Below are 13,971 nucleotides of genomic sequence, written 5' to 3' on the forward strand. Positions count from 1 at the left end.
TACCATGATCCGCAAAATCATTGAACTCTCCGTCAAGAATCGCGAGCTCGTGCTGCTGCTGGCGCTCGTGATCATCGCTGTGTCGGCCTGGATGACCTTTCACAGCAAGCTGGATGCCGTTCCTGACCTCTCCGATACTCAGGTACTGGTGCTGACCAATTACATGGGCGAGCCGCCCGGTGTGGTGCAGGACCAGGTGACCTATCCGCTCGAGACGGCGCTCCTCGATGTGCCGAAGGTCAAGTCCATTCGCGGCGAGAGCATGTTCGACTATTCGCTGATCCATGTGACCTTTGAGCCGGGCACCAACCTGTACTGGGCACGAAGCCGGGTGCTCGAGTATCTGAACTATGCGAGTACCCAGCTGCCACGGGGCGTTACGCCGCAGCTGGGTCCGGACGCCACGGGTGTCGGGTGGGCCTATCAGTATGCGCTGCTTTCCGGATGGTACTGCGCCCGGTATCCACAAGGGATCTGGCACGACCCGCGCACCGGCAAGTGGTACGGCGCGCGCGGCGACGCGCCGGTTGGCGCACGCGCACACCTGAAGCTCGTACGGGGTTTCAGTCATGGGGGAGTCTGTCCGTTGGACGGCAGGCCGTTGGCGAAGTCTGATGCCAACCTGGCGGGTCTTCGAAGCCTGCAGGACTGGTTCATGCGCTTCGAGCTCGAGGCCGTGCCCGGAGTGGCCGAGGTTGCGCCGCTCGGCGGGTTCGTGCGCGAATACCAGGTGATCATCAACCCCAACCGGATCCGCGCCTACCACCTGTCGCTCGCCGAGATCCGCAGCGCCATCCGGGACTCGAACAACGATGTCGGCGGATCGACCGTCGAGCAAAGCGAGCTCACCTACATGGTCCGCAGCCGCGGTTACCTCAAGAACCTCAAGCAGCTCGGCGGGGTGCCGGTGGGTCGAGAGAAGAACGGCACGCCGATTCTGCTGCGCGATGTGGCGACGCTGCAGCTCGGCGGTGAGCAGCGTCAGGGGATTTGCGATTGGGACGGGAAAGGGGAGGCGGCCTGCGGGATCGTGGTGGTGCGTTTTCACGGCGACACCTACCGCGTCACCGAGGCCGTCAAGAAAAAGATCGCGCGGATTGAGCACAGTCTGCCCCCGGGGGTGCTCGTCCGGACCGGCTACGACCGGACCCACCTCATCACTCGTGCCATCTCGACGCTCTCGGACACGTTGGCTGAAGAAATGATCGTCGTGGCGCTGGTGTGCATCATCTTCCTCCTGCACGGGCGCAGCGCGCTGATCGCCATCATCGTGATACCGACGAGCATGCTGATCAGCCTCGCACTGCTGTATCTCATGGGTGTGAGCGCCAACATCATGAGTCTGAGCGGCATCGCCATCGCCGTCGGGGTGGTTGTCGATTCGGCGATCGTAACGGTCGAGAATGCGCACCAGCACCTTAATGCGGAGGACATCCGCGTTGGCAATGGTGAAAGTCCGCGCGAGCGCTGGATGATCATCCTGCAGGCAGCCGCCGAGGTGGCGCCCAGCCTTTTCTTCAGCCTGCTGATCCTGACGGTGAGCTTTCTGCCGATCTTCATCCTGCCCGGAGAGAGTGGCAAGATGTTCAGTCCCTTGGCGCTGACCGGCACGTTCGCGATGGCCGCTGCGGCCATCGTGTCGATCACGCTGATTCCGGTCCTGATGGTCTACTTCATCAGCCCGAGCCTGTTTCCCAGTCACTGGTCACGTCGGTTACAGATCGGGCTGGCGCTCGTGCTCGCCGCGACCGCTTGGGCGGGTGTGTTCATCCTGGCTGGACATTCAGCGCTGTTCGCGCAACATCGTTGGACGGCGGCAACGGCGGTCGCGGTGCTGACGCTGCTGTTGGCCGTCCCCCAGCGCATCATTCACGAGCAGCACAACCCGATCAGTCGGGCACTCCAGAGCACGTTCGGCCCGGTGTTCAGGCTCGCGATCCGGTATCGCTGGGCGCTGATCCCGCTGGCCGCGGTGCTCGTGCTGTCAATCCTCTGGCCGCTCTCGCACCTGGGCACGCAGTTCACCCCGCCGCTGTGGGAAGGGACCCTCGAGTACATGCCGACGACGTATCCGGGTATCGGCATCACCGAGGCGCGGGCGATCCTGCAGCAGACCGACAGGATCATCATGCGCTACCCTGAGGTTACCAGCGTCTTCGGACAGCAGGGTCGGGCGGAGACGGCCACGGATGATGCGCCGCTCGGCATGCTCGATACCATTGTGCGTCTAAAACGTCGGGACCAATGGCCGTATGCCGCAGTGCCACACTTTTACGCGCACTGGCCGCATTGGCTACAGTGGCCGTTCCAGCACACGTTCTGGCCCGACAAGCGCCGTGTAACGGTCGATCAGCTGGAAAACGGGTATACGGGTCCCGCCGGCACGTTCCACGAGGGCCTCAATCAGGCCCTAGATATCCCGGGGTTGCCGCCCTATTGGACAATGCCCGTGGCCAATCGCACCAATATGGTGAACAGCGGCAGCAAGACATTGATCGGCATCCGCGTGACCGGCTCGAATCTCACGGTTCTGGGCAAGCTCTCGAACGATATCGCCCGTGCGATCACGCCGGTCCGGGGCACGCTGAGCGCGATCGCCAATCAGCCGCTCGGTGGCTATTACCTCGATATCAAAGTGAAGCGCGACGTAGCAGCCCGCTACGGCTTGACGGTCGGCGCCGTCCAGCGCGTCATCGGCATGGCGATCGGAGGCAAGAAGATCGGCACCATGGTCCTTGGCGTGGAACGCTATCCGATCAACCTGCGCTACCCGGTCAATCTGCGCGATGAGCCCAAGGCGCTGCGGGAGATTCCGATCATGCTGCCCGGCGGTGCCAGTATTCCCCTCGGAATGGTTGCGACGATCCGCTACGACGCTGGGCCCCCTTCGATCGACAGCTACGATACCCGCACGGTCAATTACATCAACGTGACCACGCAGGTGTCCGACCTGCTCGGCTATGTCCACCGGGCCGATGCCGCCATCATCAAGGGGGTTGCGCTGCCGCCTGGCTACACCTTCGAATGGGTCGGTCAGTACCAGCAGATCCGCGCCGCCAATGCGCGGCTCGCCATCGCAGTGCCGCTCGTCCTGTTCGCCATTGTGGTGCTGCTGTTTCTCGCCACGGGGAATTTCCTGCGCGTGCTCGGCGTGCTGCTCGCGGTGCCCTTCGGGCTCGTGGGAGCGTTTTGGGGCTTGTGGTTCATGCACTACCAGCTGTCGGTGGCGGTCTGGGTCGGCGTGATCGCACTCGCGGGGCTCGCGGCCGAGATGGGGCTCGTCCTGCTGGTATATCTCGATGTGAGCTTGCGGGAATTCCGCGATAGCGGTCGCCTGCGCAGCCGCAGCGATCTGCTTGACGCCGTTTACTCTGGTACCGTGCGCCGCATTCGGCCACAGACCATGACGGTACTCGCGGCGCTGGCGGGACTGACGCCTCTGCTTTGGTCCCAGGGCTCGGGCGCGGACGTGATGCGCCATCTCGCCGTGCCCATGATTTTCGGTCTCATCACGAGCTTCTTCCTGGAACTGCTGGTATTGCCGACGCTTTATTACATCGTGATGAGTCATGCCTTCCCCCATCATATCGAGCCGCATATTCCGCCGAGCACCGGAGCAGGGCAGCCGGAGCTGAATCTAGGGAACAACGTATGAGTCTCGGTTTTCCATACCGGAATTCACCGCGCTGGCGTGTGCTGTTGACGTTAGGCTTGACCGCCGTCACCGCAGGATGCACGTTCATGCCCCGCGGAGCGCATACGCTACAGCGCCAGGCCGTGCTTGCGGGACGGCCATTTCTGAAGTCCCCACAAGAGCGGCATTTGCCCCCACTGTCCGCCGTACCGGCGCCCCGGGAACTCGTCCGTCGCGCTCTGCTCAACAGCCCGGACGTTGAGGCTGCCTATTGGCGGTGGCGAGCAGCCATCGAGGCGATTGCGCAACGGGGCACCGAGACGACGGTTCCGGCGCTCGGGGCGACCGTGGGCCTCAAGAACGGAGCAGCAAGCTACGACAGCACCATGCTCCAGCTCGCCAATATGAGTAGTGCGCCGATTGAATGGCCGAGTAAGCCGCTCGCCGAGGCCCGAGCAGCGCTGCAAAGGGCGTATGCCGCCGGATGGCAGTACCGTCGCGCTCAGTTTGCCGTGCGCCGGCAAACCCTCGACGCCTGGTATAGGTTGGTAGCGGATTCGGCGATGCTTGATCTCCTGCGCCGGGATGCGGTGCTGCTCCGCGAGCTGGACGCCTTCGCCCGGGCACGCGTCGAGGCCGGTGCAGTTTCACCCACCGCGGTTCTCACGATCGAGAACGGACTGACTCGATTGCGCGCGATGATGGCCGCCGTGTCGGCGGAGCTGCCCGCCGATCGAGCTGCACTTAATCGCATCATCGGGCGACCGGTGCGTCGGCCGATGCGTGTACCGGAGAAGCTTCCACGTATACCGCTACCGCACGGCGGTCTGACTCGCATGCTGACTCTGGCGGTGCGCCGCAATCCCGATCTGGCGGCATTGCGCCGGGATATCCGCGCGGGTCGCATCGACATTGAGCGTGCCAAGATGAACTATATTCCCGACTTTAGCCTGTCGGCCGTGACGACCCTCGATGGCATCACTCAGAATCTCGGCGGCGCGATCATGTTTCCATTCGTCCGCTACCAGGCGATCAATGCCTCGATTCACCAGAATCGCGACTGGCTGCGTGAGAGTGAGGCTGAACTGCGCAGCGGGCGGTTGAGCATTGCCGCGCGGGTCGTGGCCGATCTCGTGATCGTTCAAAGCGATACTCGGCGAATTAATCTGTACGAGGGTGTCCTCTTGCCGCGTCTGCAGCGTCTCGCGGCTTTCGCGCGCACTGACGTCGAGCAGAACCAGGGGGCAATTGATGAGCCGGTTCAGATCGAGCGGACGCGAGTGCAGATCCACGAGGCCATTCTCGGGTTACGACTCGATGAAGTCGAGCGTTTGGCCGACATGGACGCTCTGCTTGCCTCGCGACTCGAAAACGCCAATTAGTCTTACTCTGTTCTGTCTATTACAAGGATCTTTCGCGAGCCGCAGCGCGTAGTCAATGACTTCTGACACGACAATGTCATGCCATGTTTAGGCTTGTGAGACGCCTGCTCTCATGCTGGTGTGCGGAGACGAGACGAGGCTTGCTGGGCAGGCGTCTCACAACCCTCAAGGGAGGAAACCACGGAGGGGACCGATGCGCCGTGGGGTGGCTACTTCGCTATGGGGATTTGACGCGTCGTCGTTGGGTACCCGTCGATGATTGGGGGGCGCGCGGCCTAGAAAGCCGACCAACCGCTTCACGGCGCGGACATAGCGCGCTTGCGTCTTCGGTGAGAGCTTGCGCAAGCAAGCGCATGTCGTCGATCAGGCATTGGCGTAACGGGCTGGGGGCTTGAGTCGATGAGTTCATCAGGCTGCTCCTGTCGTGGACCAAGACGGATTGCTCGTACGCACAGTCTCCACGTTCCCGAGATCCCTGGGCATAGCCCTCTTCCCAGGCCGCCCGCGCCGCCTCGGAATGGAACGGGCACGTTTCCCGCTGGCGCGGTGCGCACCGCTCGCCGCCGTGCATCCGCCCGCTGTGGTAGCCGTGGATCCGCGCGGCCGCAATTACCTGCGCGTGGGCCACATGCCCTAAAATCCCTTCTCTGACCAGCGCCTTGATCGCCTCACATCGCCAGTCGCGTGGGCCTAGGCCCTCGGGGCACACTTCCTGCCACGGGTTTTTCCGACTGCCCACCGCCAATCCCTCCTTTTTGCTACCCTTGCGCGCAAGCGGATGCGCCACACCGACGCCCCGCACGTCCCGCTATTCGGCAGCAGCGGGAGATTCCTTGAACCGCCCGAGCGGGCACCACAGATCCTCGACCGGATAGGGCAACCGGCGCGGGATCGAGTGCAGCGCCCGCACGATGCGGGTCGCTTCCCGATCCGTCTGCCGCCACGGCGGCTCGTGGTGATAGTCGCCCGTGACCCGTTGGATTGCGCGCACCCGCGGGCAGTGGGCCGGCACACCCTTGCCCGGACGGCGCACGACCACGGCCGTCTCCCCGTCCGCGAGGACGACGCCCGTGCCGGGCGCATACACTCCGATCCAGCGCAGCACAAACGCCCCCAGCGCGCGATCGACAGTCGCCGCGCGTGCCAGGAATGCCTCCTGCAGCTCGCCCCCCACCAACGCCGTACGGAAATCCCGACTCACGGCGAGCGCGCAATAGAGATCCGCCAGCGCCACCACGCGCACCTCCACCGGCAGGTCCGCCCCGCGCAGACCGGCGGGATAGCCGCTGCCGTCGATCCTCTCGTGGTGGCGGGCGACGATCTGGAGCCAGAGGGGGTCCCGAATCCCGGCCTCGCGCAATTGCCGCGCGCCTTCGGTCGGGTGACCCAGGAGTTGCGCCCAGCGCTGCGCGTCGACCTCTCCTTTCCACGTCCACAGCTCATCCTGCAGATCGCGGATGGCGAGATTCATCGTGAGCGCAGCGGCCACGAGTGAGCGCCGCCGCTGCGCCGCCCAGCTCAGGCTCTGCGCCAGCGCCTCGACGAGCAGTGCCGCGTGTACGGAGTGCGCCACCGCATAGCCGTGCTTGTGCACCAAGCGAATACCGGCAAGGCCCGCGTCGCAGTCGGCCCGGATCAGCGACTCGGCCCCCTGTGCCAAGCGCTCGATGCGCACGGCCAAGTCGCCTTTGCAATCGCCCAGGCGGAAAGCCATCGAGAGTTCGGTCATGAGCGCGGCCGCACCGACGAAGATCCCGCCCATGGCCTTTCCACCCGCGGCCGCCGAAGGCCGATCACCGCTGCTCACCGCTTCCGCCCTCTGGGACGCACACCCCCCCGCTCCGCAGGGGCCGCTTCGCCGAGCGATCTGGGATAGTGGCGCGGCAACGGCCCCTGCCCGGCGGCGCGCAGCGCCTCACGCCACCTTCGACGCGGCGGTGTCACCGCCGCGCGCGACCCGGGCGAGGCGCCGGTGCGCACCCGGACCCCCCGGTCGGGCGATGCGTGCGTTGTGACGCTCACGCCGCACCTCCCCGCTCCAGCGGCAGGGTCCGCAACCCCCGGAGCAGCTCGTCATAGCGTTCGACGAGGGCGCGCGCGGTTCCGGCTAACGTCTCGCGCTCGCCCGCGTCCAGGCGCACGACGAGGGCGCGCACCGCCGTGGACAGCGCGCCCTGCTCGGCCACCAGCGCGTGGAAAGCGGGGTCACTGCCATAGCGCTCGCGTCCTGGGCCGGCCAGCCAATGCCCGAACGGCGAGCGCCTGTGCGTACCGTCGGTTCCGGCACAGCAATCCGGCGCCGCTGCGCGCAGCCATGGGCAGCAGCCGGACGGATCGGCGGGTCCGCCACTCGCCGCGCGCAGCAGCGCGCACGCCCCGACCCAATCCTGCAGCGCAAGCGCGAGTACCTCGGCGCGATCGAGCAGCGGGGCCATGGCGCCGCCGTCGACCTGCGCCCAGGGCGCGGGATCCCAGGCATGCAGCCACGCCTCGGCCTGTTCGGCCGGCATCGGACGCGCGATCCGATAACCCTGCAGCTTCGGGCAGCCGAGGTGGCGCAGCAGCTCGGCCTGGCTGTCGACCTCCACCCCCTCGGCGACCAGATCCAGGCCGAGCAGCCGCGCGGTCAGGACCACGCCGCCGACGATCGCCTCCTCGCGCCGTCCCTGCAGCAGCCGGTTCGTGAACGAGCGGTCGATCTTGATCCGGTCCACCGGCAGTTCCTGGAGGTAGCTCAGCGAGGCGTACGCGGTGCCGAAGTCATCGAGCACCGTGCGCACACCGCGCGCGCGCGCCGCTTCCAGCGCGGTAACCGCCGCGGCGCGTCCCTCCAGGTAGGCACTCTCGGTGATCTCGATCAGCAGCCGGGCGCCATCCGCCTCGCGCCCGGCCAGCGTCGCCTCCAGATCGGCATCGAAGGCCGGATCCGCCAGGTGGCTCGCACCGATGTTGACCGACACGTCCACCGCCAGGCCCACGTTCGACCAGGCCGCGATGCGCGCAAGCGCCTCCCGGAGCACAAAGCGCCCCAACTCACGCAACAGCCGTGGGTCCCGCTCGACCTGCGGCAGGAATGCGGAGGGCACACGCACGGTGCCGTCCGGCGCGACCCAGCGCACCAGCGCCTCCACGCCCTCCACCGCGCCGGTGGCCAGACTCAGGATCGGCTGGTAGTAGAGCACCAGCTCGCCGCGCGCCAGCGCCGGCTCGAACTCCCGGCGCACGCGCCGCGCCGCGTGCACCGCCGTCTCCAACACCGGCTCAAAGCCGACGCACGGCCCCGGCCCCCGCGCGCGCGCCGCTTCCAGCGCCAGCTCCGCACGGATCATCAATCCCGCAGCGCCGTTCCAGTGCTCGGGCCAGCGCGCCAGCCCCGCCAGGCACGCCACGTGCAGCGCCTCGCCCCCACTCAGGTTCATCGGCGCTGTCAGCGCCTCCTGGGCCTCGCCCGCCCGCCGCTCGCCCTCTCCGGCCGCGACCCCCGGCAGCATCAGAAAGAACCGGTCGCCGTCGCCACGCGCCGCGAGCGCCCCGGGCAGAGCGCCGGCCACCGCCTCCAGGCGTGCCGCCGCCTCGCGCAGCACCTCATCGCCGACCCCGTGCCCAAGTGCCGCGTTGATCTCGCGCAGCTCGTCTACGTAGAACACCAGCAGCACGCCGGGGGCCTCGGCACCATGGGCAGTCTGCAACGCTTGCGCCAAACACCGGCGGTTCGCGAGCCCGGTCAACTCGTCGTGATTGACGGCGTGCTCCAGGCGCCGGCGCTGTGCCGTCTCCTCCAGCGAGAAGCCGAGATCGAGCGCCATCTCCTCGAGCAGCGCCCACATCTCCCGGTCCTCCAGCAGCGCATGATCGGCGCACAGCCACAGGACCGCCACGGTGTGCGATCCGCGCCGGATCAGCAGCGCGATCTGCGCCGCCCCGCCGAGTACGCGATAAGACGCACAATAGGCCCGCCCGGCGGCGCGCTGCGCACGGCCCGCAGTCACCGCCTGGCACGCAAGCGCCTCGGCCGGACCAGCGGCCGCCTCGGCGGTCGCCTCGGCGTCCGTGCCACCGGCCCGCGCCACCCAGCGAACCACCGGATCCGGACGGGCCGGATCCGGTCGAGCGGATTTCGCTGCTCCGCTTGCCGCGGTGCAACCGCCCTCCACCCAGCCGATGCGCGCCGCCCACACCCCAGCGCGCTCCACCAGCAGCCGGCAAGTCGCCGCGAACAACGCCTCGGGATCCGGGTGGCGCACAATGAGCTGGTTGGTATCGCTCAGCGCCGCGTACAGATCACGCGCGCGCAGCGTACGGGCGCGCTCGGCCGCCACCTCCGCTGCGGCGCGCGATGCGCGGCGCTCGAAGCCGCGCATCGCGCCCTCCGTCGCGAGCACGACCAAACCAAAAAAGATCGCGCCCGGCCAGACGATCGCCCACCACTCCGTGCGCAGCGAGGCGCCCGTGGCCCCGGCGCCGAACGCAAGCCCGATATCACCCACCGCCCGCCAGACCCGCACCGCTAGACGTTCATCCGCACCCCGCAGCCGCACCGACTGGCCGCGTGGACCGCGCAGGTCAAAAACGTGGGCCGTGCGCGCCGGAAGCCGCGACCACAGCGGGTCGAGTGCCGTCAACGGCAGCGCCCCGTAGACCGTGAGCGCACCGACCGTGCGGGTGAGCCACAGCCGCCCCGATCCGTTCCCCGAGGCAGCCGCGGGCTCCAGCGCCGCCACGCACCCGGCTCCCGCCGCGCAACGCGCCGCGCGTACCGCTTGCGGGGGCTGCGGCCCGAATACGCCGTGCAGCCGCCCGCTTGGCCCGCGCACCGCCAGCCCTACCCAACCCCGGTGCGCCGCTCGATACGCCGGCGCCGCACCGGGGGCCACCCCGAACCCCGCAACCGCCTCGCCGAGCTGATGCAGCCGCGCCCCGATTACCACGCCCGTCCCCGCCGCGGCGAGGTCGGCGAGATGACCGAGGGACACCGTGCGCTGATGTACCAGGGTGTACCACGAGTACGAAGCGGAAAAGGCCGCAAACCCCACGAGCAACGCATACACCAGCACGCGCACATCCCGCAAGGGGCCGCGCCCCGCGAGGGACCGCACCCCGGCAAGGGGCCGTACTCCCGCGGGGCGTGAGACTTTTGTACTGGGGTCGGGATCGCTCCCGCCGTTAGTGCTGGGGTTGGTGTCGATCACGCCCGCCCTTCACCCCCTCCCAACCGGAACCGCCCCGTGCGCTCGGCCAGCTCTGCGGCTAACGCCTCCAGCCGCTCGCCCCACTCGCGCACTTCGCCCGCTGCCTGCTCGCTGCCGCGCCCGCCCTCGGCGATCGCCACCACATTGCGGTCGATCTCCGCGGCCACCGCGCTCTGCTCCTCAGCCGCGCTCGCGATCTGCGCCGCCAAGTCCGAGATCGTTCCCACCGCGCCGCTGATCTCCGCCAGCGCCTCGGCCGAGCGTTCCACCTGCCCCTCGCCCACGCCCGCCGCGGTGTCCGCCTCCTGCATCGCCGCCACCGCATCCAACGCGCCCCCCTGGATGCGATCGACCGCCTCGCGGATGCGCTCGGTCGAGGCGCGCGTCTGCTGCGAGAGCGAACGCACCTCCTCCGCGACCACCGAGAATCCGCGCCCATACTCGCCCGCCCGCGCCGCCTCGATCGCCGCGTTGAGCGCCAGCAGGTTGGTCTGGTCCGCAAGACCGGCGATGATCTCCAGTACCCCGCCGATTTCTCCGGCCGCCGTCTGCAACCGCCCCATCACTTCTCCGCCCGTACGCAGCTTACCCATCAGTGCCTCGATTCCCCCCATCGCCTCGCTCGCCACCATCGCCCCCGAGGTCGCCAATTCCTTGCCCTGGCGCGCCGACTCCGCGGTCGTGTGCGTGTTGCGTGCCACCTCCTGCACCGAGGCGGCCATCTCGTTCATCGCCGTGGCCACCTGGTCGGTCTGCAGCCGCTGCCCCGAGATCGCCTCCAACGCGCGCCCCGCCGTGGCGCGCAGCTCACTTGCCGCCTTGCCCAGCTCCGCCGCATTCGCCGCCACCTCCCCGATCAGCGCCCCGAGCCCAGTGCGCAACCGCTCGGCCGCCTGCGCCACCGTACCGAACTCGTCCGCCCCTTGCCGGGTGCCAACCCCGCCCGCGCGCACCGCTACACTGAAGTCGCCCGCCGCCAGCCGCTCCAGATCTTCCACCAACGCTTGTGCCGGAGCCACGATGCCGCGTCGCGAGAGCACCAGAAAGAACGCAAAGGCCACCGCCACCGAGGCCGCCATCAGCGCCAGCGCCACCGCCAGGTCCCGGTCGGCTTGTACGACCGTCCGGTCGATGCGGGCGCCCAGATCACGCGCCCGCAATGCGTGCGCGCCGGCCCGGTGCACAGTACCAACCTCAACTGCCACCTCCCGGCGCACGCCGGCACCCAACCGCCCCAGGTCCGCATGGATCCACCACAGGCCAGTCAGGGCGCTCGCCAGCAGCAGCGCCGTGCCGCCGCCGGTAATCAACAATAGTTTGCGAAACAGACTCCAACGAAACCAACGCATGGCCGATACCTCCCGGACAGTGCTCGGCGCCGCCGGGGACCCGGAATCTCGGACGAGGCAGCGCGCGGCAGCCGGTTTATCGGCCAAGCAGGCGAGATTCTACATACGATAGCTCACGCCACGACGAAAAGCCGACCATCAATCCGGCATCTGGAACCAGTCCAGGTCCAAGCAGGGAAAGGACGGGATACAGGACCCGGATCTGGACCGCAGCGCCGCGAGTTGAAAAGGCCGGGGACGGCATTTTCAACTTCCTTTCAAGGCAACAAGTGGTGGATCGTGCGCACGAGCCTCCGCGTACCGCGGCTGAACAAGCGCCTGCCGAGCCAGGTGTTCACGGCGCGCCGGTGCACCTGGGCTAGCGTCGGATAGGCATGGATGGTGACGCTGATCGTACCGAGACGCGCGCCGGTAGTCATCGCTAGGGCCAGTTCGTGGAGCAGTTCGCCGCCGCGCGGTCCAAGGACGGAGGCCCCCAGCAACCGGTCGCGGTAGGCGACGAGCTTCACCAGTCCAGCACACTCGCCCTCGGTGATCGCGCGATCAACATCGCGGAACGGAAAACGCGGCACGTCGGGTTCGATGCCGCATTCCCGCGCCTGCGCCTCGGTCATCCCGATGTGCGCCAGCTCGGGATCTGTGAAGGTGAACCGCGGGACGATGCGATAGTTGGTCCGGTTGGGGACGCGGAACACGGCGTTCGCGATCACGATACCGGCCTGATACTCGGTTCGGCCCACCAGGGCACAGCAATCGTACTGGCGATACCCGGCCCCGGCCGTGAGCGCCCGCACACGGATCACCCGTGCCTCGCGCCCGATCGTGGCTGCCGCGCTTACCGGTGACCGCGTGGGGCGAGCAGCTTGGGCACCTTATCGCTGGTACTGATTCCAGCACCACTCTCACATGGGTCGCGGCCCCGCTCAACGCGGGCTCAAGCCTCGCCATTGCGAACCACCAGCCCGCCCCGCCGGCACCTGTGCTAGACCTCCACCGGTGGCCGGGCACGCACCCACCCGACCCTACTGCCCGAAGACATGGACATCGCCGAATCCCTTTCCAACCCGCGGCGGTGCCGCCGTGGTGGTTTTGAGGTTACTAACCGTCCCTCCCAGGTCACAATCCGGCCATCGTTGCCGCCGGATCCTGTTGCCGGACCCGTTCGAGGATGGCCCGCGAGCGGATCGCCTCTGGGCGGTACGCCACGATGACTGCATGGGGCATCATCCGGCTAAAGTGCACCGATACGACGCCATCGTAGGTACTCAGATCCTCTTCCATCCTTGCGCGCTGATCTCCGGACAAATCTAGAGGCACATGAATTAGAATATCCGCGATATTCATCTCCGCCTCCTTCGGTCGGAGGAGCGGGCATTGACCCGCCGTCCTGACCGTTCTAGTATTCAACTTCTAAATTGAAATTAATATTACAGGAAACCGCCCCCATGTCAACCGCTTCCCTCAAACACCGCCTGTTCTCGGAGCTGGCCCGGGTCGCCAAGGCCCTGTCCCACGGCAATCGGCTGGAACTGTTGGAATTTCTGGCCCAGGGCCCGCGCAGTGTCGAGTCTCTTGCCGCTGTTTCAGGGCTGTCCGTGGCCAACACCTCCCAGCATTTGCAACAGCTGCGCCAGGCCGGGCTGGTTGAGGCCCGCCGTGACGGCCAGTATGTCTACTACCGTCTTACCGGCGACGATGTGGTCGGCCTGCTCACGGTTCTGCGCACCGTCGCCGGGCGCCATGTGGCGGAGGTGGATCGTCTGGTGGAGACCTACCTGCGCGTGCGCGACCGCCTGGAACCGATCCTGCGCGAGGAACTGCTGGAGCGGGCGCGCCAGGGGTTGGTCACCGTCCTCGACGTGCGCCCGCCCGAGGAGTACGCAGCCGGCCACCTCGCGGGGGCGCGCAACGTCCCTCTCGAGGAGCTCGAGAGGCTTCTCGCCAGCCTCGATCCGGATCAGGAGATCGTCGCCTACTGCCGCGGACCGCACTGCGTACTGGCCTACGAGGCCGTCGCCCGCCTGCGTGCGCACGGCCTGCGCGCCCGCCGCCTGCAGGACGGTTTCCCCGAGTGGCGCGCCGCAGGTCTGCCGGTGGAGTAAACCCACAAGTGGCGACTGGGCCGCGCTCGTGCTGCTGGCCGGGTTCCTCGCGTGGCGCATGCTGCGGTCGCTGCACATCTTCGTGAACGGCAAACACTTCAAACGCTCGATCCCGAGCGCCCGGCAGTGCGGCACCTGCCTTCAGGCCAACTATCGCGGGTGGCGTACCACCGTGCATGCCCATGCCTGGACCGATCCCTATTTTCGAGCCGACTGGCGCTACGCGGCCCGCGAACAGATCTGCCGCAATTGCCATACACCGCTCGACCGGCGCAGCCCCAGCACGAGGACGTCACCAGCGCGGTTTGCCACCTG

Annotated in this window: 7 protein-coding genes; 3 read left to right on the forward strand and 4 right to left on the reverse strand. The window is 67.5% G+C overall.

What is annotated here, in order from left to right:
- Nucleotides 1-4 precede the first annotated feature (4 nt).
- Together B7Z66_11635 and B7Z66_11640 are read left to right on the forward strand one after the other, a co-directional pair.
- The gene (locus B7Z66_11635; GenBank protein ID OYV75740.1) at nt 5-3,655 is read left to right on the forward strand and encodes a hypothetical protein; all 3,651 of its coding nucleotides are present in this window, start codon (nt 5-7) and stop codon (nt 3,653-3,655) included.
- The gene (locus B7Z66_11640) at nt 3,652-5,016 is read left to right on the forward strand and encodes a hypothetical protein (GenBank protein OYV75741.1); all 1,365 of its coding nucleotides are present in this window, start codon (nt 3,652-3,654) and stop codon (nt 5,014-5,016) included. Before B7Z66_11635 ends, B7Z66_11640 begins: the two co-directional genes overlap by 4 nt.
- 808 nt (nt 5,017-5,824) lie before the next feature.
- Here B7Z66_11640 and B7Z66_11645 read toward each other — a convergent pair.
- The 4 genes from B7Z66_11645 to B7Z66_11660 form a co-directional block, all read right to left on the reverse strand.
- Complete coding sequence (locus B7Z66_11645) at nt 5,825-6,778, reverse strand: hypothetical protein (protein ID OYV75742.1); 954 nt, start codon at nt 6,776-6,778, stop codon at nt 5,825-5,827.
- A gap of 256 nt (nt 6,779-7,034) precedes the next feature.
- Nucleotides 7,035-10,112, reverse strand: a complete 3,078-nt coding sequence (locus B7Z66_11650) for a hypothetical protein (GenBank protein ID OYV75743.1) — start codon at nt 10,110-10,112, stop codon at nt 7,035-7,037.
- An 89-nt stretch (nt 10,113-10,201) separates the two neighbouring features.
- Complete coding sequence (locus B7Z66_11655; protein OYV75744.1) at nt 10,202-11,554, reverse strand: hypothetical protein; 1,353 nt, start codon at nt 11,552-11,554, stop codon at nt 10,202-10,204.
- Nucleotides 11,555-11,811: 257 nt separating this feature from the next.
- Complete coding sequence (locus B7Z66_11660; protein OYV75745.1) at nt 11,812-12,375, reverse strand: hypothetical protein; 564 nt, start codon at nt 12,373-12,375, stop codon at nt 11,812-11,814.
- A gap of 624 nt (nt 12,376-12,999) precedes the next feature.
- Between B7Z66_11660 and B7Z66_11665 the strand changes: the two genes are divergently transcribed.
- A complete protein-coding gene (locus B7Z66_11665) occupies nt 13,000-13,656 on the forward strand; it encodes an ArsR family transcriptional regulator (protein ID OYV75746.1) in 657 nt (218 codons plus the stop codon).
- The last annotated feature ends 315 nt before the right edge of the window (nt 13,657-13,971 follow it).

It is taken from the genome of Chromatiales bacterium 21-64-14 (genome assembly GCA_002255365.1).
In the GTDB taxonomy this organism is placed as follows: Bacteria; Pseudomonadota; Gammaproteobacteria; order 21-64-14; family 21-64-14; genus 21-64-14.

What these genes read in the sequence shown, in the direction of transcription:
- B7Z66_11635 (OYV75740.1), top strand. Translation starts at nt 5, where the DNA reads ATGATCCGCAAAATCATTGAACTCTCCGTCAAGAATCGCGAGCTCGTG.
- B7Z66_11640 (OYV75741.1), top strand. Translation starts at nt 3,652, where the DNA reads ATGAGTCTCGGTTTTCCATACCGGAATTCACCGCGCTGGCGTGTGCTG.
- B7Z66_11645 (OYV75742.1), bottom strand. Translation starts at nt 6,778, where the DNA reads ATGGGCGGGATCTTCGTCGGTGCGGCCGCGCTCATGACCGAACTCTCG.
- B7Z66_11655 (OYV75744.1), bottom strand. Translation starts at nt 11,554, where the DNA reads ATGCGTTGGTTTCGTTGGAGTCTGTTTCGCAAACTATTGTTGATTACC.
- B7Z66_11665 (OYV75746.1), top strand. Translation starts at nt 13,000, where the DNA reads ATGTCAACCGCTTCCCTCAAACACCGCCTGTTCTCGGAGCTGGCCCGG.